We start from the raw sequence: 20,659 nt of genomic DNA, 5'->3' as shown, positions 1-20,659 counted from the left end.
CCGGTCACCGGTTCAAGGGGGTGGGGGTGGCGGCCAGTGCCGCCGACTCGTCGTCGAAGAAGGTCAGGAAGTCGGCGAGGCGGGTGATCTCGAAGATGTGCCGGTAGTGGTCGGACAGTCCGCACACCCCCACCTCGACGTCGTCGGTGCGGGCCCTGGCGAGCAGCCCCACGAGCAACGCGATGCCGGTCGAGTTGATGTAGGTGACCCGGCCGAAGTCGAGGACCATCGCCGCGATGCCGTCGCCGATCGCGTCGGTGTAGACCTGTTCCATCTGCGCTTCGGCGGCGCCGTCGAGCTGACCGTCGAGGTCGATGACCGCCACGGCCATCGCCGCGCCCTCACGGGCGGACCGCTCGCTGGCTGGAACACGAACCGACGCGGTGAACTGGCTGGTCATGGTGCGTCTCCGTCCAGTCGCATCACCAGCTCGAGGATCTGGCGGTTCTCGTCCGAGCAGATGCGCAGGTCGTCGACCAGGTTGCGGATCAGGAACAGCCCCCAGCCGCGCGGGCTCTGTTCGCCGCGGAGCTTGGCCTCGAGGTCGGGCTCGTCGAGATCGCCGGGTATCGGCTCACCCCGCCCCTGGTCGGTGACGCGGACCACCAGGGCCCGCGGCTCGACCCAGATCCGGATCTCGACCAGCAGCTCGGCGATGTTCTGGTTGCCGTGCTCGATCGCGTTCATCGTCGCCTCGGCCAGTGCGGTCTCGAGCGACGCCATACGGTCGGCCCGGAGGTTCAGGTCCGGTGCGGCCGCCAGCGCTTCCTGCAGCAACCCGATCGCGGCACGCTCGTTGCCGACCTCGCTCCTGACGGTGGACTCGGCCAGGACCCGGCCGGGGTCGTCGTCGGGGACGTGCTCCTCCGCTGCCAGCGGGGCAGCCGCTGCGAGGGGGTTCGCGGTCGCAGCGCTTCGCACCCCGTCGACGCCGACCACGGCTGCGCCCGCGGAGCGGCGCAGCGTGACGATGGTGATGTCGTCCTCCTGCTCCCACTCCGGCCCGGTGAACCCGTGGAGGGACGACAGCAGCCCGTCGATCAGCTCGGTGTCTGCTGACGCCGACCCGACCAGTTCGAGCAGCCTCGGGAACCCGTACATCTCGCCGGCCGGGTCGTGGGCCTCGGGCAGCGCGTCCGAGTACAGCACGACCGCCCACCCGGGGTCGATCGTCACCTCGGCCTGGTCGTAGGTGGCGCCAGGCAGCAGCCCCAGCGGCATGCCGGTGGCACGCGGCTCCAGCGCCCCGGCATCGGTCTGGACCGCCGGGAGGTTGTGTCCCGCGTTGGCGAACCGGAACCGGCCGATGTCGGGGGACAGCACGCCGTACAGGCAGGTCACGAACATGTTGGGTGGCATGTCGGGGACGAGCACGTCGTTGACCCGCTCCAACACCTCGGTGGGCTCGACCAGCCGCCCTGCTGACGATCGCAGCACGCTGCGCGTCGACGCCATCACCAGCGCGGCCGGCACCCCTTTGTCCGTCACGTCGCCCACCACCACACCGAGCTCGCCTCTCGGTAGCTCGATGAAGTCGTAGAAGTCGCCGCCGACCTCGCGTGCGGGCCGGTAGAAGGCGTTGAGCAGCCAGCCGGAGGGCTCGGGCACGGTCTGGGGCAGGAAGTTCTGCTGGATCAGCTGCGCGACCTTGAGCTCCTGCTCGTAGCGTTCGCGGCGGCGGACCTCGGCCTCCTGCTCACGGACCAGCTGCGCGACCCGCAGCGCCGGTGCGGCCTGGCCGGCGAGGTTCTCCAGCAGCTTGCGGTCGTCGGCCGAGTACTCCTGCTCGGACAGCCTCGGCCCGAGGTTGAGCAGCCCGATCAGCTCGCCCTGGCTGACCAGCGGGACGGCCAGCTTGATACCTGCCGCGCGGAGCGCGGTCACGCCGGGACTGTCGAGCTTGAGGTTGTCGACGTCGATCGGCTCCGGGTGCGACTGGAAGTAGGCGAGGAGCGGATCCTGCGGTGGGATGTCGACCTGCGGTGCCGCCGTCACGTCGGCGGTGCCGGCCTGCGTGTCCGACTCGAGGTCGCTGGGGCGAACCTGACGGCTGCGCAGCGGCAGGCGCAGCATCGGCATGCGCCGACCGTGCTGCCTGGAGGTGCTCGTCACGCGTGTCCCTCCGCTCGTGCGCAGTGGACCGCGCCGACCGTTCCGAGACCGTTACGGTGACAGCTTGCCGTCGCCGCTGCCGTGTGTCGCGGTTGGATCGTCATGGCAGGTCGTGGGGTGTGCCCGGGCTCGGGGTCGCACCACCGATACGGGCCTCGAGGAGATCCTTGAGATGGCCCAGGCTGGCGTCGAACTCGCGGACCAGCAGCCGCGTGACCAGCTGCTCGGCCACCTTGAAGACCCCCGCCGCGTCCATCTGGTAGGCGAACCGCAGCTCGGTCCCGTCGGGGATCTCGCGCAGCGCGTAGGACGCGTGGCCGGTGATCGGGCCGTCGACGACCGTGACGGCGCTGCGGTGCGGCGGGTCGAGGTCGGTCACCTCGAACACCGACTCGACGCTGCGGCCCAGCAGACGGCGAACCTCGACGAAGCGGGATCCGGCGACGATCGGGGCGTCCGTCAGCCGCCGCACGTCGACGACGGACGGTTGCCACAGCGGCGTGTTGGCCGGATCGGTGATGAAGGCGAACACCTCGCCAGCCGGCCGGCGGATGGTGATCGTGTGCTCCGCGCGGGACATCGCCACCTCCTCGCGGCCGGTCGCAGCTGCCGGCCCACCCGAAGCCCTACCGCGACGCCCGTTCCCGGACCGTTACGAGCGGGCACCGTGGAGCTCAGCGTTACGGACAGCGTTACCGGCGGTTCCCCGTCACGCTGCTGGGGCGTACCGTGGCGGACGGTTCGCGAGGAGCGGGTGTCCGCGGACGGAGGACGAGGGACCGTGGACGGTCTGAAGGTCGACGTGCTCGGCCCGCCCCGCGTGACGGTCGACGGCGCCCCGCTCCGCGTGGACACCCGCAAGGCGGTGGCGCTGCTGGGGATCCTCGCCGTCGACGGCCCGCGGTCACGCGGGAGCCTGGCCGCCCTGCTGTGGCCCGAGTCCGACACGAGCCGTGCCCGCGGGGCGCTGCGCCGGACCCTGTCCGTGCTCACCCACGCCCTCGACGGGCGGGGGGTCGTCGCCGAGGAGACCGTGCGGTTCGACACCGACGCGGTGACGGTCGACGCGGCAGAGGTGGCGGGGCTCCTCGAGCGGGTCGCCGACCACGACGAGACCCCGGAGCAGCGCTGCGACCGCTGCCTCGCCGATCTGAAGCGGACCGTCGAGCTGCACCGCGGCGAACTCCTGGAGGGCTTCGGGCTGCGCGACAGCACACTGTTCGACGACTGGCGCACCGAACGAGCCGAGCATGTGCGGCGTCGTCTCGTCGGTGTCTTCGACCTCCTGACGACCACGCAGCTGCGCCGTGGGGTGCTGGACGGGGCGCTGGACGGACTCGAGCGGTGGCTCGTGATCGACCCGCTGAACGAGGAGGTGCACACCCGGCTCATGCTGCTCCACGCCTGGCGCGGCGAACGGGCCGAGGCGGTCCGGCGTTACCGCGCCTGCGTCGCCGTCCTCGATGTGGAGCTCGGGGTGGCGCCGCTGGCACGGACCACGCAGGTCTACCAGGCGATCCTCCAGGGGCGGGTCCGGCCGGCGGTCCGCAGCGACGCGACCGACCCGGTGGTCGAGGCTGCCGAGATCGCGCCCGTGCGCTCCCCCGCCAGAACCCCCCACCCCGGCCGGCACGAGGGCTGGCCGCTGGTCGGCCGTGACGAGGTCCTGGACGAGCTGGCCGCCGTGGTCACGAACGGCGCCGTCGGTGCCCGTCGGCTCACCGTCGTGACGGGTGAGGCCGGCGTGGGCAAGACGCGTCTGGCCGACGCGCTGCGACAGCGGCTGGAGGCCGCTGGCCGCCCACCCGCCGCCGCGCGCTGCTTCGCCGGGGAGACCGGACTCGCCTTCGGCCCGTTCGTCGACCTGCTGCGGCAGGTGATCGACCGCATGCCGGCGAGCCGGCTGACGGCCCTGCCAGCGGCGACCGTGAAGGAACTGCACCGGCTCGTACCCGCCCACCTCGCGAACGAACCGGACCCGCGGGTCGAGCTGGCACCGCTCGACTCCCCCGGCGCCCGCGCCGTGTTCTTCGCCGCCATCTGGGACGTACTCGACGCGGCGCTCGCCGACATCCCGCCAGGCGTGGTCGTGCTCGACGAGCTCCAGGCCATCGACCCGTCGTCGATCCAGCTGCTCGGCTACGGGCTGCACCGGCTCGCCGACCGCGACCTGGCCGTCGTGCTGTGCCTGCGCGCTGAGGATGCCCCGGCCGAACTCCTGGCGCTCCTCGACGACCCAGCCGTGGCCGGGATCGCCCACCGGGTGGACCTGCCCCGGCTGGTCCCGGACGACGCTGCGGCCCTGGTCGCGGCGGTGGTCCCCGACACCGACCCCTCACTCGCCGAGCGGCTCTACGCCGAGTCCGAGGGGCTGCCCCTGCTGTTGGCCGAGTACCTCCGTCTCATCGTCGACGGCGAGGTGGCGGTCGACGACGGCGGGCAGGGATGGCTGCTACCTCGCGGGGCGCGTGAGCTGGCGCGCTCGCGGCTGGCCGGCCTGTCCGACACCGCCACCCAGATCGCCTCGGCCGCCGCCACCTTCGGCCGCTCGTTCGACCTCGAGGTGGTCCGGGCCGCCAGCGGTCGCACCGCCACGGACGTCGTCGACGGCATCGACGAGCTGCTGGCCCGCCGTCTCGTACGCGAACTCCGCGGCGACACGTCCGCACCGGAGTACGACTTCGTCCACGACAAGCTGCGCGCCGCCATCTACGAGGGCACCAGCCTGGCGCGACGCCGACTGTTGCACGGGCGCATCGCCGACGCCCTGGCACCGCTGGTGCGGCGGGACGCCCACCGGGCCGGAGGCGCCGCCGCCGTCGCCGAGCACGCCCGGCTTGCCGACCGCGACGACGAGGCAGCGAGGTGGCACGCCGTCGCCGCGGAGCAGGCGCGCCGGTTGTTCGCCAACGAGGAGGCCTACCGGCACCTGGAGCAGGCCATCGCACTCGGCCACCCCGATGTCTGGCGGCTGCGCCTGCAGCTCGGCGAGGTCGCCACGCTGCTGGGCCACTACCCGGCAGCGCTGGCCACGTTCGAAGCGGCGGCCGCCGGGGCGGTCGACGACGCGACGCTGGCCATGACCGAGCTCCGGATCGCCGGTGTGTACCTGCGACGCGGTGAGCTCGCCCTGGCCGGGTCGCACCTCACCGCCGCGAGGCAGCTGGTCGACGATGGCACCCCCACCACCGCCCGCATCGAGGCCGACCTCGGGCTCCTCCGGCTCCGCGAAGGCCACCTCGCCGACGCGGTGGCCCACGCCGAGCAGGCGCTGGCCCTGGCCAGCGATGGGGGTGACGTGGAGGGCCGAGCCCAGGCGCTCAACCTCCTCGGACTGGTCGCCCGCCACGAGGGCGACCCGGCGGCGGCGCGGGACCACCTCGCCGCCAGCGTGCAGCTGGCCGAAGGGTTGGCCGACCCCGCCGCGTACGTCGCCGCGCTCAACAACCTGGCCCTGGCCACCGCAGAGGCCGGCGACGTCGAGGGCGCGGTCGACCTGCAGCAGCGGGCGGTCGAGCGAGGGGCGCGGTACGGCGACCGACACCGCGAGGCGGCGCTGCGCAACAACCTCGCCGACCTGCTCCACCTCGCCGGGCGGGACGACGAAGCGCTGGCGACCTTGGAGGGGGCGGTCGGCCTGTTCGCGTCGATCGACACCGCAACCGACCCGAGCCCTGAGATCTGGAAGCTGGTCGACTGGTAGCAACCCCTCCGATCGGGTGTTCCGTTCTCGACCGTCAGCGGCGGAACGGGCGGATGAGCGCGGACAGCACGGCGTCGTGGCGGAGGTTGCCGATGCGACGCCACTGCCGGCGACGGTCGACGCACACGACCCGCGAGTCGACCGTGGGCTGGAGAACACCGAGAGCACGCGCGAGGTTCCCGCACGTGTCGGTCCAGATCGTCTCCTCCTTGCGGTGCAGACCGAAGGCGAGCCCGAGCTCGACGATCGGGTCGTGCGCACGCAGGAACAACTCGACCTGGGCAGCCGTGGTGCCGTCATCGTCACGGTCGGCGGAGAAGGTGATCAGCCCGGCGAAGGGGTGGCCCTCCGGGGTGATGAACGCGAACGACGTCTCGTCGGCGTACATGACCAGCACACCGGTCGACAGGCGCAGCCCTCCGACGCGTCCGGTGATGATCCCGATCTCGCCCGGCTCGACGCCTGCGAGTGGTGATCGGAACTCGTTGCCGGTCGGCCAGAACTCGCCGTAGCGCTCACGCCAGGTGGCCATCACCTCGGCAGGCGTGATCTCGACGTCGTCCAGCCGGACCCGGAAGGTCTTCTGCCACAGCCGTCCGAACCCCTGCACCGGGCCGCTGACACGACGGCCGTCGACCGCGGCCGCGCCCACCTCGCCTTCGACCTGGAGCCGATCGCGCGGTGCCGCCCAGCGACCCTCGACCCGGTGCTGCGTCGGCTGTCCGCTCGGCTGCTCGGCGGGAACTGCCGTGCTGTCGGGACCGCTCATCATCGACCCTCCTGTGCTCGTGGACGTCCGACGAACGTCCATGGCTGGCTCCGAGCTTCGCCCCCGCGGCGTCCCGGAACCCGTTACGGGCGCCCCGTAACGGTCCGGTCACGGCTGCGTGGCGACGCTCGGTCGACAACGACGCGCGGGGACGCGCCCCAACCCCATACGCGGAGGTTCTCGATGGCGAGCGTCGAGGAGGCGGACCGCATCACGACGACCCGCTACACCGGGCACCCACATGGTCTACTGCAGGTCGCACAGCGACACGAGCATCGATGAACCGGTCGTATGGCACGGCCGCCACGCTGGTCATCCGGTAGGACTGGGCGTGTTCGACCCGCAGCGACCGGTGGGAGGACGGGAGGTGTCGAACGACGAGGCGTCACCCGCTGCCCGTCGCGTGCGCGCCGTCGCGCGCCTCGCCTTCGCCGTGACGACGGGCCTGGTCGTGGCCGGGCCCGTCGTCACGTTCCTGGCCGGCGAGCCGCTGTGGCCGAACACGGCGGCGACCGGTGCGATGTACCTGTTCGCCGTGGTCGGCGTGCTGATCGCCGTCCGCCGGCCACAGAACCCCGTCGGTTGGCTCTGCCTGGTGGCGGGGGCGGCCTTCGCACTGGAGGGGGCGCTGTGGGCCGTGGCCCTCTACGGGTTCGCCCACCCCGGATCCGTGCCGCTTCCGGAGATCTGGGCCGTCGTCGGCGACGCCTTCGTCATGCCCGGGCTCTTCCTCGTGGCCACCCTGTTGATCCTGCTCTTCCCGAACGGCCGCCTGCCGTCACCGCGATGGCGCTGGCTCGCCCGCGTGACGGGCGCGCTGCTGATCGTGGCCCTCCTCGCCGGCCTGTTCCTCCCGCAGCAGGGTGGCTGGGGCCGGCCGACGGTCGACAATCCCCTCGCCGTGGAGGCGGTCGAGTGGCTCGACCTCGCCCTGGTCGGCCTGTTCGGCTGCGTTGCCGCATCGGTCGTGGCGCTGATCGGTCGGTTCCGCCGTTCGAGCGGGATCGAGCGCCTCCAGTTGCGGTGGCTGGCTGCCGCAGGGATGGCCGCCGTGGTGTTGTGGCTCATCGCCATCTTCGTCGCCGACGACGTCGTCCTCGCGCGAGAGGACGTCGCGATCGCCCTGAGCGTGGGTGGCTTCTCGCTCGTGCCGATCGCGATCGGGGTGGCGGTGACGCGGTACCGGCTGTTCGAGATCGATCGGTTGATCAGCCGGACCGTGACCTACGCCGCGGTGGCGGCGGCGCTCGCGGCCGTGTACGTGACGGGGGTACTGGTGCTCGGCAACCTGCTCCCGCGCCAGAGCGACCTCGGGGTCGCGGCCTCGACGTTGGCGGTGGCCGCGCTGTTCCTGCCGGTGCGGCGGCGGGTCCAGCAGGCGGTGGAGCGGCGCTTCAACCGGTCCCGCTACGACGCCGAGCGGGAGCTGGAACGGTTCGCAGGGCGGCTCCGCGACGAGCTCGACCTCGACGAGTTGGCCGAGGATCTCCTGGAGGCCGTCGCCAGCACGGTGCATCCCTCGACCGCCGGCCTGTGGATCCGGGGACCGGCGCCATGACCGCCCGATCCCGCGCCTGGCTCGTCCTGGCCGGCATGAGCGCCGCCCTGCTGGTCGCCGCGGGCGTCACTGGGCTGGTCGTCCGTGATCCGATCGACGGCTGGCCGTTGGTCCTCGTGAGTTGGTCGGTCGTCGGCGCGCTCGTCGTCGCCCGTCGCCCGGTCAGCCTGGTGGGTCGGTTGCTCGTGCTGTTCGCGACGGGCTTCGCCATGGCGATCGCCCTCGAGTACTACCTGCTCGTGAGCCTCGAGGCCGCGCGCCCACCGGCCGACCCCTTCCTGTGGTTGTCCGCGTGGCTGTTCGCTCCTGTGCTCCTCGTACTCATGTACCTGATAGCGGTCTTCCCCGCCGACAGGGTCGCGTCCGCCTGGATGCGTTGGCCGCTGGCGGCAGCAGCGGTGGTCACCGGGATGGGCGTCGTGGCCAGGATGGTGCTGCCCGTCCCGGTTGCGACCGAGACCAGCGCCGAACTGGTGAACCCGTGGGCGATCGAGGCGCTGAGCCACCTGCTCGCCGTCGAGGGCCTGCTCGGCTCTGTCATGACGACGTTGCTCGTCGTGGCCATGGTCGACCTCGCGTTGCGGTGGCGCCGGTCGACGGGCATCGAGCGGCTCCAGATGCGGTGGCTGGCGCTGGCGCTGCTGCTGTTCGCCCTGCTCCTGCTGGCCACCGGCGTGGTGCGGCTGGCAGGCCTCTCACCGACGGGGATCGAGGTCGCGGACACCGTGGCCTGGCTGTCGGGACTTGGCCTCCTTCCGCTCGCGGTCGGGGTGGCCGTGACGCGGTACCGGCTGTTCGAGATCGATCGGTTCATCAGCCGGACCGTGACCTACGCCGCGGTGGCGGCGGCGCTCGCGGCCGTGTACGTGGCGGGGGTACTGGTGCTCGGCAACCTGCTCCCGCGCCAGAGCGACCTCGGGGTGGCCGCCTCGACGTTGGCGGTGGCGGCGCTGTTCCTGCCGTTGCGGCGGCGGGTCCAGCAGGCGGTGGAGCGGCGCTTCAACCGGTCCCGCTACGACGCCGAGCGGGAGCTGGAACGGTTCGCAGCGCGGCTCCGCGACGAGCTCGACCTCGACCTCGACAGCCTCACCGACGACCTGCTCGACGTGGTCGCCACCACGGTGCAACCCGCACGCGCCAGCGTCTGGATGCGGTAGACGGCCGAGGCAGCCTGCACCCGCCGGTCGTTGCCGTGGTCCGTAACGGTGCCGGAACGGCGCTGTGGTACGCCTACGGGAACGCCGCATCCCGGTCTTGGAGGAGGCATGGCCACCGCGCCCGAGCGGGCCTCCACCGATCGACGGTTGCACGCCGGAGCCGTGTCCAGCTTCGCGGTGATCGCCCTGTTGTACGTGGTCGGGACGGTGGTACACGTCCGGGCCCGCGCCCCGATCTGGCCGGACGTCGTCCTCAACTTCGCCCTGGCCGCGTTCCCGGTTGTTGGGCTGCTGATCGCGGTGCGCCGGCCCCGGAACCGGGTCGCGTGGCTGTGCCTCGGGATCGGCCTGGTGTGGGCTGTCGAGCTGGTGGTGATCGCCGGTGTCGCCCACGAGGCCGTCCGGCCCGGCCTCGTCCCCCGGCCGGACCTTCTCCTGGCGCTCGGGCTGCCCCTGTGGATCCCCGGGTTCCTGCTCATCGGGACGTTCCTGCTGTTGGTGTTCCCCGACGGGTCCCTGCCCAGCCCGCGGTGGCGACCGGTGGCCTGGACATCGGGTGTGCTCATCGGCGTCCTGTACCTGCTGTTCGCCCTCGAACCGGCCACCTACGACGACTACGGCTTCCCCGGGGTCGTGAACCCGCTCGCGGTGGAGCAGCTGCGCGGTCACCCCGTGTTCGAACTGCTCGTAGCGCTCACCCCGATCCTGGTCGTCGTGTCGGCGGTAGGGCTGTTCCGTCGGTATCGCCGGTCTGACGGCGTGGAGCGACTGCAACTGAAGTGGCTGGTGGCTGCCGTTGCCCTGTTCGCGGTGGTGTACCTCCTCGTCGTCGCCGCCGCGCTGGTCGTGACGATACGAGGCGGGGACGACCAGGCCGTCATCGACATCGGGATCATGGCGGGGTCGTCGTTCGGCCTCATCGCCATGTCGATCGGGGTGGCGGTGACCCGTTACCGGCTGTTCGAGATCGATCGGTTGATCAGCCGGACGGTCACCTACGGGCTCGTGGTGGCCGTGCTGGCCGGGGTGTATCTGACCGGTGTCTTGGTGCTGGGCGACCTCTTGCCGGCGCAGAGCCAGTTCGGTGTCGCAGGGTCGACGTTGGCAGTGGCGGCGCTGTTCAACCCGTTGCGTCGTCGAGTCCAGCGGAGCGTGGAGCAGCGCTTCAACCGCTCCCGCTACGACGCCGAGCGGGAGCTGGACCGGTTCGCTGGGCGGCTCCGCGACGAGCTCGACCTCGACAGCCTCACCGACGACCTGCTCGACGTCGTGGCGACCACCCTGCAACCGACCCGCGCTGACGTGTGGCTACGAAGGAACGACCGATGAACTCCGGCCACGGCGGAGCTGCCGCCCGCGACGGCCGGGCGACGTCGAACGACGACGCGTCACGCGTGGACCGTCGCGTGCGCACCATCGCGTTGGTTGCGTTCGCCGCAACGACGTGCCTGGCCGTCGCCGGGCCGGTGCTGACGCTTCTCGCCGGCGAGCCGTTGTGGCCCAGCACGGCGGCGACGACTGCGATGTACGTGTTCGTGGTGGTGGGCGCACTGATCGCGTTCCGCCGGCCGCGGAACCCGATCGGCTGGCTGTGCCTGGTGGTGGGGGCGGCCTTCGCGCTCGAGGGGGCGCTGTGGGCGGTCGCCTTCTACGGGTTCGCCCACCCCGGGTCCGTGCCGCTCCCGGAGGTGTGGGCCGTCCTCGGCGACGCCATCGTCATGCCTGGCGGGTTCCTCGCGGCGACGCTGTTGATCCTGCTCTTCCCGGACGGTCGCCTGCCGTCGCCGGGGTGGCGCTGGCTCGCGTGGCTCACGACCGTCCTGCTCGTCATCAACCTGCTCGCGGGACCGTTCCTGCCGACGGCGGGCGGCTGGGGCCGGCCGCCCATCCCGAACCCGATGGCGGTGGCGGCCGCCGAGTGGGTCGAGCCGACGGTGTTCGGGTTGTTCGGGTGCGTCATCGCGTCGGTCGTCGCGCTGGTGCGACGGCTGCGTCGCTCCCGGGGCATCGAGCGCCTGCAGCTGCGGTGGCTGGCCGCTGCAGGGGTGGCCGCCGTGCTGTCGTGGCTCATCGCGATCCTCCTCTCCGTTCTGGTGGGCGATGACGTCGCAGTCGTCGTCGCCGTGGCGGGGTTCTCGCTCGTCCCGATCGCGATCGGCGTGGCCGTGGCGCGGTACCGGCTGTTCGAGATCGATCGGTTGATCAGCCGGACCGTGACCTACGCCGCGGTGGTGGCGGTGCTCGCGGCCGTGTACGTGGCGGGGGTGCTGGTGCTCGGCACCCTGCTCCCGCGCCAGAGCGACCTCGGGGTGGCCGCCTCGACGTTGGCGGTAGCGGCGCTGTTCCTGCCGTTGCGGCGGCGGGTCCAGCAGGCGGTGGAGCGGCGCTTCAACCGGTCCCGCTACGACGCCGAGCGGGAGCTGGAACGGTTCGCAGGGCGGCTCCGCGACGAGCTCGACCTCGACCTCGACAGCCTGACCGACGACCTGCTCGGCGTGGTCGCCACCACGGTCCAGCCCTCGCGTGCCGGCTTGTGGATACGAGGACCGACGTCATGACCGCACCGTCGCCCGTCGGTCGGCCGACGCCTGGCTGCCGCGCATCCGCTTGCGCGACGGCCACCACAGCCACCTGCTGCCGGCGGCGGACGAGACCATGGCCCACAGGCTCGCCAGCGTCATCCCGGGCGCGCCATGAGGGGCCCCGTCGTCACCCCGTTGTCACACGGACCCCGGTCCGCCGCGTTTCCGCAGGTCAGACCGGGGTCCGGTGGGGTGGGCGCGAGAGGTATCGAACCTCTGGCCTCTGCCGTGTGAAGGCAGCGCTCTCCCACTGAGCTACGCGCCCGGGGGCGCGACCGAGGTCGCGCGACGGGGAACGCTACCAGCAGGCGTGCGGGCGCCGCCAAACGCTCCCGCGCCCGCGCGCGAGCAACCCGGGGATCGGGCGAGGAGGGGTGCGGCGACGTCGGAGGAGGGGTGCGCCGACGTCGCCGGTGTGGTTCGCTCGGGCCACCAGAGAAGGGAGGTGGTCCGTTGATCGGTCGTCATCATCACGGGACCCTGGAGGTGCCCGGCCGTTAGGCCGGAGTCGCTGGATCCCCTAGCGGAATCCACGCCGGGCACCGCCACTCGCGCCGGTCGGGGAGTCGTCCCGCCCGACGCCCCGGGAGCGTGCGTCCGAGAGCTCGCTCGGGCGCTGGACCACCCGGGAGCGGTGCTGGAGGTCTCAACCCAGCGAAGCACGACGCGAGGCCGTGACCCCGATGAAGAGGGTCACGGCCTCGCCGCGTTCCGCCCTCGTTCGACGTCCGTTCACCCGGCGTTCACCTGCCGTTCAGCCCTCGTTCAGCGGCCAGGTGACCCGGGTCCCGGGCGCTGCCGCACCTGACGCCGAGCCGAGCGGGCGGTGACCAACCGCGGACTTGCTGGGGGCGGCCGGCTCGGCTTGCCTGCGCGCCACCCGCCGCTCCCGTCCGTGTGAGCTCCCGTGTCCGCTGCCCTGCCGCCCGGCCGCCTGCGGCCGCGTCGCGAACTGTCGACGCCGCTGCGCGCTGCCCTGGTCCTAGCGCTGCTCTACCTGTTCCTGGTGGGCGTCTCGCTGCTCGAGGACGGCATCGCCGGCCTCGGCGACGGGTTCCAGAGCGGCCTGCTCGAGAACGTGGCCAACCCCGTCTCCGGCCTCTTCGCCGGCATCCTGTTCACGGTGCTGGTGCAGTCCTCATCGGTGTCGACCGCCACCATCGTCGGCCTCGTCGGGTCGGGGACGCTGACCGTCGAGCTCGCCGTCCCGATGATCATGGGTGCCAACATCGGCACCACGATCACCAACACGCTGGCGTCCCTCGGTTCCATCCGGCACTCCGAGGACTTCCGCCGCGGGTTCTCGGCCGCCACGATCCACGACTTCTTCAACCTGTTGGCCGTCGGCGTCCTGCTGCCCATCGAGCTGGTCACCGGCGTGATCTCCGGGTCCGCCCAGTGGCTGACCGAACGCCTGCGCGGCAGCGAGGTCAGCGAGATCGGCAAGAGCCCGGTCAAGCGCGCCGTCGACGTCCCGGTCGATGTCATCGAGGGCTTCCTCGAGGTGTCGCCGGTCGGTGGCCGCTTCATCGCCTTCACGCTGCTCGTGGTCGGCCTCGGCCTCATCTTCGTCGCCCTGTCGCAGATCACCCGCAACATGCGTCAGCTGGTGGCCGGCAGCGTCGAGCGCGCCATGAACCGCATCGTCGGTCGCGGCGGTGGCGCGGTCGGCATCCTGGTCGGCATGGCCGTCACGGTCGCGGTGCAGTCGTCGTCGATCACCACCTCCATCCTGGTGCCACTGGTGGCGGCCGGCGTGCTCACCCTCCCCAACGCCTACCCGATCACCCTCGGCGCCAACGTCGGCACCACCATCACCGCCCTCATCGCCTCCCTCGCGGTGCTCCGCCCCGAGGGACTGACCATCGCGTTGGTCCACACCCTGTTCAACGTCGGGGCCATCGCCCTGCTCTACCCGATCCGCGTCGTCCGCCTGCTGCCGGTCCGTGCGGCCGAACGGCTTGCCGCCCAGGCCGTCGAGCGGCGTAGCGTGGTGCTGTGGTACATCGTCGGGTTGTTCGTCGTGATCCCACTGCTCGGCGTGTTCCTCATCCCCTAGCCCGTCCGACCCCGTCAGGAGGTGGTGGTCGTGCCCTTCGGCCTCCAGCGCGATGCCAGCGACCGTCTCGATCGCATCGAGGCGACGCTGCAGCGCATGTTCACCGACGACCGACACGCCTTCGACCTGGCGATGTCGGCGCTGGTCGGTGGCGCCCCGGCACGCAACGTGGGGGCCGAGCTGCGGGCGACCGACCACCGCGTCAACGAGGCCGAGCGCGAGATCCGACGCGAACTGGTCGTCCACGCGTCGGTCCACGGCGGCATCGACACGCCGGCGGTCCTGGTCTACATGTCCATCGTCAAGGACGTGGAGCGGGTGGGCGACTACGCCAAGAACCTGTTCGACCTCGCCAACGACGGCGCCGACCTGTCCACCACGCCGCAGGCTGGGCACTACCTCGAGCTGCGCGACACGGTGTCAGCGATGATCGTGGACGTCGCCGACGCGTTCCGTGACCGCAACCCGGAACGGTCCCGCGACCTACTGTCCAACGGTGATGCGCTGATGGACCAGTTCGACGACGCCGTGTCGGCGCTGGTGCGCGAGGAGCCCGCGGGCGTCCAGGCCGTCGCCCAAGCGCTCACCTACCGCTACCTGAAGCGGATCGTCGCCCACCTGCTCAACGTCCTCTCGGCGGTGGTCATGCCGGTCGATCGGCTCGACTACTTCGACGAGGACCCCGAGGACCGCTCCTGAACCGGACGCTCAGCCGCCGGTGAGCGCGGCCCGCGCGACCTCCCGGCCGACCGCGGCGGTCGCACCGGCGGGGCCGTCCTCCACGGTGACCAGCAGCTCGTCGGCGCCGTCCCGCTCGACCACCCCGGCGACGCGGCGGTCGTCGGTGCGAGCGATCAGGACCGCCTCGTCCCCGCCATCAGCCGTTCCGACGAGCCAGACGACGTACCGTTCCGCGCGCGCCAGCGTCGGCAGCTCGGCGAAGCTGAAGGCCACCTCGTCCTCGTCGACCACGACCAGCCCGCTGGTGGGATGCACCGCGTCGACGGTGACCGAGACGCCGGAGGCGAGCTCGGCGAGCGTGGCGTCCTGCCGATCGGCCAGCAGGCCGAGGGCGGTGACCTGCGTGCGCAGGTGGAGGTTCCAGAAGGCGAGGGCGCCGAAGACGACGACGGCGACGACCACCAGGGCCCCGAGCAGACGCGACGAGACGCCCGGACGGGACGGCGAGCGCGCCTCTTCGTCCTGCTCGGCGGTGCGGCGGGCCACCTCGGTGCGGAGTCTGGCCTCGGAACGCTCCTCGCGCTCGGCTGCGGCCAGATCCGCCGCGATGTCGCGCAGCTCGGCGACCCGCATCCGACAGTCACGGCACCCGAGCAGGTGCGAGCGGAAGTCGGCTGCCTCGGCCGCGCCGAGGCCGCCGAGCACGTGCCCGACCGCCAGCTCCTCGTACCGCTCGTGCGCGTTCACCCACTGAGCGTACGCCGAGGCCCCCACCGACCACACCTCGGCCGGTCGGGCGAGCGGTCAGGCAACGGCCGTGCGGACGCCACGCTCGGTCAGCACGGGCTGCCCGACAGGTACTGCCGCGGGTTGACCGCCGACCCGTTCACCCGCGTCTCGAAGTGCAGGTGCGGACCCGTGGAGTTGCCGGTGTTGCCCACGTACCCGATCGTCGACCCCTGCGACACCGACTGACCCCGGCTGACCGCCATGCTGCTCTGGTGGGCGTAGGCGGTCACCACACCGTCGTGGTGATCGATCAGCACCAGGTTGCCGTAGCCACCCTGCCACCCGGCGAAGATCACCGTGCCGGCCTTCGACGCGCCGATCGGCGTGCCCGTGCGGGCGCCCTGGTCGATCCCCTGGTGCATGCGACCCCACCGCGGGCCGTACTCGGAGGTCACCGGCGCGCACAGCGGCCAGGCGAACCCCGACGACGACGGCGCCGACACCTGCGCCGACCCGCCGGAGGGGGCCGCCGCAGCCTGCTGTTGGCGCCGCCGCTCGGCCTCGCGGGCCGCCGCCCGCGCCTCCTCCTGCTGCCGGCGGATCAGCGCCTCGATGCGCTCGGACTCGGCCTCGAGGTCGTCGTGCTCCTGCGACAGCTGGTCGACCCGGGCCCGAGCGTCCGCCGCCGCGAGCGCGCGCGAGTTGCGCAGCCGCTCGACCTCGGCCAACAGCTCCTCCTGCTCCGCGAGCATCTCGTCGAGGCGCTCCTCCTCGGCCTGCAGGCGCTGACGCTCGGCCTCGACGGCGACCTCGGCCGCGGCGAGCGCCTCGGCGCTGGACGCGTCGCCCAGCGTCAGGGCGCGCAGGTAGGTGGTGCGGGCCAGCGCCTCCTCGGCCCCTTCGGAGGACAGCAGTACGTCGAAGTCCCGGACCGCGCCGTGCTTGAACATCGAGGCAGCCTGGGCCTCGAGCCGGGCACGCACCGTGACCGCCTCGTCCTCGACCTCGGCGAGCCGCGCTGCAGCCTCGGCCACGGCGGTGCGCTGGCGTTCGAGGGCCGCTGCGACGTCGTTGACGACCGCTTCGACCTCGGCCAGGCGTTCGTCGGCCTCCGCGAGCTCGACCTCGGCGTCGCCCGCCTCGCGCTCGGCAGCGTCGAGCTCCCGGCTGACCGCAGAGATGCGGTCCCGGGCCTCCTGGAGCTGGCGCTGCTCGGGGGCCTGGGCCACGGCGAGAGCGACCGGTGCGAGGAGCGCAGCGGCCACGATCGCTGTGATCGCGGCGAGCGCGCGCGTGGAACGGATCGGCACGGACACTCCGGTGTCGGGAGCAAGGACCCGAGCCGGCGCAGGGCGGTCACCCGCGTCACGCGAGCACCGCGTCTGGAGGCACCAGACACCGACATCGAGGATGGTGCCCGGGACCGAGGTCCGCGGGCACGGGCGCCACGGTACCGAACCTGCGCCGGCGGGCCAGCACCCGCGCACACCGGGAACCACACCCGGAGCCGACGTCACGCGACCGAGCGATGCTCGTTGGTACTCTCCGCCCCGCACCGTCCCCACCGGCGGTGACGGCCCGCCGCCGTACCGACGTTCCAACGCTGATGCTCGCGCTGACGCTGAGGACGTGTGCACCGCGCCGGCCGACCACCACCTTCCTGGGGGATCCGTCCACGATGGCTCTGCGCCGCCCCGCCATCCTCGCGCCCGCCGCGCTCCTGGCCGTCGCCATCCTCGTCGTCGCCGGCCTGTGGCTCAGCCAACGCGGCCAGGCACTGCCGAACACCTCCGTCGCCGGCGTCGACGTGGGCGGGATGACCGCCGATGAGATCGCCGCCGAGATCGGCCCCGTGGTCGACGCCCGCGAGGCGGATCCGGTGGTCTTCACCTTCGAGGACGAACGTTTCGAGTTCGTGCCCGCCGACCTCGGCTACCGGATCGACGTGGACGGCACGGTCGAGGCGGCGCTGTCACGTGGACGCTCGAACCCGATCGCCGACATCCCCGTGCGTGTGGGCGCCCTCTGGCGGGAGCGCGACATCGCGCTGGTGGAGGACGTCGACCGCGATGCCCTGGTCACCGCTGTCGACGACCTGGCCGACCAGGTGGACCGGGACCGGTTCTCCGGCGCCGTCGTCGCCGACCCCGAGACCCTCGAGGTCACCCTCGAGGAACCGCGGGGCACCGCCGAGGTCCGCCGGGACGAGACCGTCGAGACCCTCGAACAGGGACTGCGCACCCCCGGACCCGACGAGTTCGAGCTCCCCGCCGACGTCGAGCGACCGACGGTCGCTCCGGCGGACGCCGAAGCGGTCGCCGCGCAGGTCGAAGCAGCCATCGCCGAGCCGCTCGTGCTCCGCGTCGACGACGTCTCCCTGACCCTCGACCCGAGCCAGCTCGCGACCCTGCTCGAGGTCGGTGAGAGCGAGGACGGCACCAGCCTCGAGCTGCGGGTGACCGAGTCGTCGGTGGAGGAGCACCTCGCCGACACCGCCGCGTCCCGGTTCGACGTCACGCCCGTCGATGCGTCCTTCGTCACCTCCCGGACCCCGCCGACGACCTTCGACGACAGCAGCACCACCAGGTGGTCGCCCGTCGAGGTCGGCGGCGTCGAGGTCGTGGCCGGACGTGACGGCCGGGAGTTCGTCCCCGCCCGGGCCGCCGAGCAGCTCACCGAGGCGCTGCGCGCCGCCGAACGCGAGGTCGCCCTCGAGGTGGAGGTCACCACGCCCGCCCTGACCACCGACCAGGCCCGGGAGCAGCAGCCGACGCACCTGCTGTCGACGTTCACCACCTACTACACCGCCGGCCAGGACCGGGTCGCCAACATCCAGCGGCTCGCCGACGTCGTCGACGGTGCGCTGGTGCTGCCCGGCGAGCAGTTCTCGATCAACGGCATCTCCGGCGAGCGCAGCTGCGGCAAGGGGTACAAGCCGGCCGGCACCATCGTGCGTGGTGAGCTCGTCGACACCTGCGGCGGCGGGGTGTCGCAGTTCGGCACGACGACCTTCAACGCGGCGTTCTTCAGCGGGTTCCCGCTCGACCAGTGGAAGGCCCACTCCTTCTACATCTCGCGCTACCCGATGGGCCGCGAAGCCACCCTGTCGTTCCCACAGCTCGACGTGGTCTTCACCAACACCAGCGACGCGCCGGTCGTGGTCCGCGCCAGCTACACCTCGACGTCGATCACGGTCTCCCTCTACGGACGTCCGATCGCCGGCAGCGTGTCCGCCGCCCACGGGCAGCCCTACGACCGTCGCTCGCCGACCACCGAGACCCGGACCACCTCCGACCTGCCCGAGGGGCGGACACGTACGGTGCAGGAGACCGGTAGCGACGGGTTCAAGGTGCAGGTCGTCCGGCGGGTCGACCTCATCGGGGCCGGCACCGACGAGCGCACGATCACCACCACCTACCTGCCGCAGAACGGCATCGTCGAGCGCGGCACCGGCTGAGACCCGTGGAGGCACCTGGTGTCCGACCTGTCACCGGACGAGCTGCAGCTGGCCTTCCACGAGGTCGAGTGCCGCACCTACGACGAGCGGTTCGGCATCGCCTACGACCGGCGGTCGGCTCGTGATGCCGCCGGCGAAGCGAGGCGGTTGCTCGGGCGGCGACCCCTCGGCCGGGTGCTCGACGTGGGCTGCGGGACCGGGTACCTCGGGCTCGGGTTGGCGGTCGCGGGTCGCACCGACGACCTCCACCTGGTGGACCTCTCCCCCGGCATGCTCGACCGGGCCGCACGCAACGCCGCGTCGCTCGGCGTCGAGGCCACGTTCCTGCGTGCCACCGCCGCCGATCTGCCCTACGCCGACGACACCTTCGACGCCGTCGTCTCGCGCGGGGTGCTCCACCACCTCCACGACGTACCGGCGGCGTTGACCGAGTGGCGCCGGGTGGTCAAGCCCGGTGGGCCGGTACTGGCGCTCTCCGAGCCGACGCCGCTGGCCGACCGGCTCGGTGGCCTCTCGGCACGGACGGCCCTGGCGGGCCTCGGCGTGGCCCGCCGCGTCGCCGACGCGGCTGGCCGCCCCCTGTCCGCCCACGAGGACGCGGCGCTGGAGGAGCACCGGTTCTGGGACCTGGTCGCCATGGCGGCCAACCTTCACACCTTCACCCCGGGACAGCTCCGTGACCTCGGTGAGGAGGCCGGCTACGCCGCCACGCGGGTCCGCGGGTGCGGGCTGGCCTCGATCACCTGGGCGAGCGCGTACTACGTGCTGGCGGGTGAGTTGCCGGGGCTCGCCGCGTCCGAGCGCGCCAAGCGCCGCGCCGACCGCGTCTGGTCGGCGCTGCGCGGGGTCGACCACACCGTGGTCGAGCGTGTGGTGCCCGACCGCCTCCTGATGACGGTCCAGGCGGTCTTCACGGCCCCGAGCTGAGGACCCGCCGCGTCGAACCGGGTGGCCGGCCCCACAGGCTGCCGGCCGCAGCTGTCCCGCGGGAGGTCAGCCGGAGCAGTGGCCGTCGCCACCGGCCTCCGGGGGCGTCGATCCAGCCCGCCACTTCGGCGTCGAACCGCTCGCCGCCGTCGAGCCGTGGGGCGAGACGGGCTGCCACCGCCCGATCGAGGTAGCCCATGCGCCAGGGACGATCTCCAGAGGTCCACACGGCGACGGCGAGGTGGTCGCGCGGGTTGTCGGGTTCGCGCACCAGCTGCGCGGCGCTCCCGGGCGCCGGATGCGGTGCTGATGGCGGGCGGGCCGCGAAGGCGTGCCCCCGCACGGGGGTCCGGAAGTCCTCCGCCGGGGTCACGGGCGCACGGCGGACGCGCCCGGCTCCGGGCCGGCGAGGTTCGAGGCGGGTCGTCGAGGTCACGTCCAGGAAACTACAGCGGTGTGGTGACACGACCCCCGCCAGGGCATCGTGCAGATGCGGCGGTTACGCCCTGGGCTGGGAACCGTTCCCGATCCTTCGTCCGTAGAGGCCGCGGAGCCGTCTACCGGGTGCAGATCGTCGGTTCCGTCCGACGATCTGCACCCGCTACGGCGTTCGCTCCGCCGAGCCCCCCCGCGTCAACACGCCCGTGTCCAGCACCGGCTGCGGCGGTTGCGCCCACCTTGACGTCGGTGCTGGAGCGCCTCCGCTGAGGCCGTCACGACGGCAGTTCCTGGCGCCTGACAGCCAGGAACTGCCACGGGAACCGGGTGATCCGCGCCCGTCGGCGGCAACTTCTGGCGTCCAGCAGCCAGCAACTGTCAAACGCCCGTGTCTTCCACCCGCCTGGGACGGTCCTGCGCAGGTCGGTAGCCACTGATCCCGGAGCGATGCCGCGGCATCGCTCCAGTGGGAGACCACCCGAGCAGC

General features: G+C 72.4%; 16 protein-coding genes and 1 tRNA gene. 9 read left to right on the top strand and 8 right to left on the bottom strand.

All coding sequences use genetic code 11. The features are described from left to right. Nucleotides 1-4: 4 nt before the first annotated feature. The 3 genes from NITAL_RS16345 to NITAL_RS27405 all read right to left on the bottom strand — a co-directional run bounded on the left by NITAL_RS16345 (nucleotide 5) and on the right by NITAL_RS27405 (nucleotide 2,692). Nucleotides 5-400, bottom strand: a complete 396-nt coding sequence (locus NITAL_RS16345) for an STAS domain-containing protein (RefSeq protein ID WP_052667290.1) — start codon at nucleotides 398-400, stop codon at nucleotides 5-7. After that, on the bottom strand, nucleotides 397-2,079 hold the full coding sequence (locus tag NITAL_RS16340; protein WP_052667289.1) for an ATP-binding SpoIIE family protein phosphatase: 1,683 nt from the start codon (nucleotides 2,077-2,079) through the stop codon (nucleotides 397-399). The genes NITAL_RS16345 and NITAL_RS16340 overlap by 4 nt, the downstream gene beginning before the upstream one ends. A 133-nt stretch (nucleotides 2,080-2,212) precedes the next feature. Beyond that, nucleotides 2,213-2,692 carry an SRPBCC family protein gene (locus NITAL_RS27405; protein ID WP_052667288.1) on the bottom strand — a complete coding sequence of 160 codons (480 nt, stop codon included), beginning with the start codon at nucleotides 2,690-2,692 and terminating at the stop codon, nucleotides 2,213-2,215. A 201-nt stretch (nucleotides 2,693-2,893) separates the two neighbouring features. Between NITAL_RS27405 and NITAL_RS16330 the strand changes: the two genes are divergently transcribed. After that, nucleotides 2,894-5,815: an ATP-binding protein gene (locus tag NITAL_RS16330; protein ID WP_052667287.1), complete on the top strand. Its 2,922-nt coding sequence runs from the start codon at nucleotides 2,894-2,896 to the stop codon at nucleotides 5,813-5,815. A 34-nt stretch (nucleotides 5,816-5,849) separates the two neighbouring features. Here NITAL_RS16330 and NITAL_RS16325 read toward each other — a convergent pair whose 3' ends face one another. Continuing rightward, nucleotides 5,850-6,584, bottom strand: a complete 735-nt coding sequence (locus NITAL_RS16325) for a DUF1990 family protein (RefSeq protein WP_169786871.1) — start codon at nucleotides 6,582-6,584, stop codon at nucleotides 5,850-5,852. A gap of 367 nt (nucleotides 6,585-6,951) precedes the next feature. Between NITAL_RS16325 and NITAL_RS16320 the strand changes: the two genes are divergently transcribed. From NITAL_RS16320 to NITAL_RS16305, 4 genes are all read left to right on the top strand, one after another. Further along, complete coding sequence (locus tag NITAL_RS16320) at nucleotides 6,952-8,142, top strand: hypothetical protein (protein WP_157041893.1); 1,191 nt, start codon at nucleotides 6,952-6,954, stop codon at nucleotides 8,140-8,142. Continuing rightward, entirely contained in the window at nucleotides 8,139-9,299 is a 1,161-nt protein-coding gene (locus tag NITAL_RS16315; RefSeq protein WP_157041892.1) for a hypothetical protein, read from the top strand. The genes NITAL_RS16320 and NITAL_RS16315 overlap by 4 nt, the downstream gene beginning before the upstream one ends. A gap of 108 nt (nucleotides 9,300-9,407) precedes the next feature. Then, on the top strand, nucleotides 9,408-10,628 hold the full coding sequence (locus NITAL_RS16310; RefSeq protein WP_052667283.1) for a hypothetical protein: 1,221 nt from the start codon (nucleotides 9,408-9,410) through the stop codon (nucleotides 10,626-10,628). Next, nucleotides 10,625-11,857: a hypothetical protein gene (locus tag NITAL_RS16305; RefSeq protein WP_052667282.1), complete on the top strand. Its 1,233-nt coding sequence runs from the start codon at nucleotides 10,625-10,627 to the stop codon at nucleotides 11,855-11,857. Before NITAL_RS16310 ends, NITAL_RS16305 begins: the two co-directional genes overlap by 4 nt. Before the next feature lie 217 nt (nucleotides 11,858-12,074). On the opposite strand, the gene NITAL_RS16300 is transcribed toward NITAL_RS16305, so the two are convergent. Further along, nucleotides 12,075-12,146, bottom strand: a tRNA-Val gene (locus NITAL_RS16300). 642 nt (nucleotides 12,147-12,788) lie between these two features. On the opposite strand from NITAL_RS16300, the gene NITAL_RS16295 reads away from it, so the two are divergent. Together NITAL_RS16295 and NITAL_RS16290 are read left to right on the top strand one after the other, a co-directional pair. Then, on the top strand, nucleotides 12,789-13,940 hold the full coding sequence (locus NITAL_RS16295; protein WP_211262459.1) for a Na/Pi symporter: 1,152 nt from the start codon (nucleotides 12,789-12,791) through the stop codon (nucleotides 13,938-13,940). A 30-nt stretch (nucleotides 13,941-13,970) separates the two neighbouring features. Continuing rightward, on the top strand, nucleotides 13,971-14,639 hold the full coding sequence (locus NITAL_RS16290; RefSeq protein ID WP_157041891.1) for a PhoU domain-containing protein: 669 nt from the start codon (nucleotides 13,971-13,973) through the stop codon (nucleotides 14,637-14,639). 9 nt (nucleotides 14,640-14,648) lie between these two features. On the opposite strand, the gene NITAL_RS16285 is transcribed toward NITAL_RS16290, so the two are convergent. Both NITAL_RS16285 and NITAL_RS16280 read right to left on the bottom strand, forming a co-directional pair. Further along, nucleotides 14,649-15,368: a zf-HC2 domain-containing protein gene (locus NITAL_RS16285; RefSeq protein WP_169786870.1), complete on the bottom strand. Its 720-nt coding sequence runs from the start codon at nucleotides 15,366-15,368 to the stop codon at nucleotides 14,649-14,651. An 89-nt stretch (nucleotides 15,369-15,457) separates the two neighbouring features. Beyond that, nucleotides 15,458-16,660 carry a murein hydrolase activator EnvC family protein gene (locus tag NITAL_RS16280; protein WP_052667279.1) on the bottom strand — a complete coding sequence of 401 codons (1,203 nt, stop codon included), beginning with the start codon at nucleotides 16,658-16,660 and terminating at the stop codon, nucleotides 15,458-15,460. Between the two features lie 368 nt (nucleotides 16,661-17,028). Between NITAL_RS16280 and NITAL_RS16275 the strand changes: the two genes are divergently transcribed. Then, nucleotides 17,029-18,807 carry a VanW family protein gene (locus NITAL_RS16275; protein ID WP_157041889.1) on the top strand — a complete coding sequence of 593 codons (1,779 nt, stop codon included), beginning with the start codon at nucleotides 17,029-17,031 and terminating at the stop codon, nucleotides 18,805-18,807. A gap of 18 nt (nucleotides 18,808-18,825) precedes the next feature. Further along, complete coding sequence (locus NITAL_RS16270) at nucleotides 18,826-19,734, top strand: class I SAM-dependent methyltransferase (protein WP_052667277.1); 909 nt, start codon at nucleotides 18,826-18,828, stop codon at nucleotides 19,732-19,734. Here NITAL_RS16270 and NITAL_RS16265 read toward each other — a convergent pair. Further along, on the bottom strand, nucleotides 19,718-20,107 hold the full coding sequence (locus NITAL_RS16265) for an HIRAN domain-containing protein (RefSeq protein WP_169786869.1): 390 nt from the start codon (nucleotides 20,105-20,107) through the stop codon (nucleotides 19,718-19,720). The two genes, NITAL_RS16270 and NITAL_RS16265, sit on opposite strands and share 17 nt — an antisense overlap. Nucleotides 20,108-20,659: the final 552 nt, after the last annotated feature.

Source organism: Nitriliruptor alkaliphilus DSM 45188, assembly GCF_000969705.1.
Classification (GTDB): domain Bacteria; phylum Actinomycetota; class Nitriliruptoria; order Nitriliruptorales; family Nitriliruptoraceae; genus Nitriliruptor; species Nitriliruptor alkaliphilus.
This window is presented reverse-complemented; position numbering and strand designations above follow the sequence as displayed.

Bases quoted from the DNA above. Each gene is read 5' to 3' on its own strand.
- NITAL_RS16305 (WP_052667282.1), top strand. From the start codon at position 10,625: ATGAACTCCGGCCACGGCGGAGCTGCCGCCCGCGACGGCCGGGCGACG.
- NITAL_RS16325 (WP_169786871.1), bottom strand. From the start codon at position 6,584: ATGAGCGGTCCCGACAGCACGGCAGTTCCCGCCGAGCAGCCGAGCGGA.
- NITAL_RS16275 (WP_157041889.1), top strand. From the start codon at position 17,029: ATGGCTCTGCGCCGCCCCGCCATCCTCGCGCCCGCCGCGCTCCTGGCC.
- NITAL_RS16340 (WP_052667289.1), bottom strand. From the start codon at position 2,079: ATGCCGATGCTGCGCCTGCCGCTGCGCAGCCGTCAGGTTCGCCCCAGC.
- NITAL_RS16315 (WP_157041892.1), top strand. From the start codon at position 8,139: ATGACCGCCCGATCCCGCGCCTGGCTCGTCCTGGCCGGCATGAGCGCC.
- NITAL_RS16345 (WP_052667290.1), bottom strand. From the start codon at position 400: ATGACCAGCCAGTTCACCGCGTCGGTTCGTGTTCCAGCCAGCGAGCGG.
- NITAL_RS27405 (WP_052667288.1), bottom strand. From the start codon at position 2,692: ATGTCCCGCGCGGAGCACACGATCACCATCCGCCGGCCGGCTGGCGAG.
- NITAL_RS16310 (WP_052667283.1), top strand. From the start codon at position 9,408: ATGGCCACCGCGCCCGAGCGGGCCTCCACCGATCGACGGTTGCACGCC.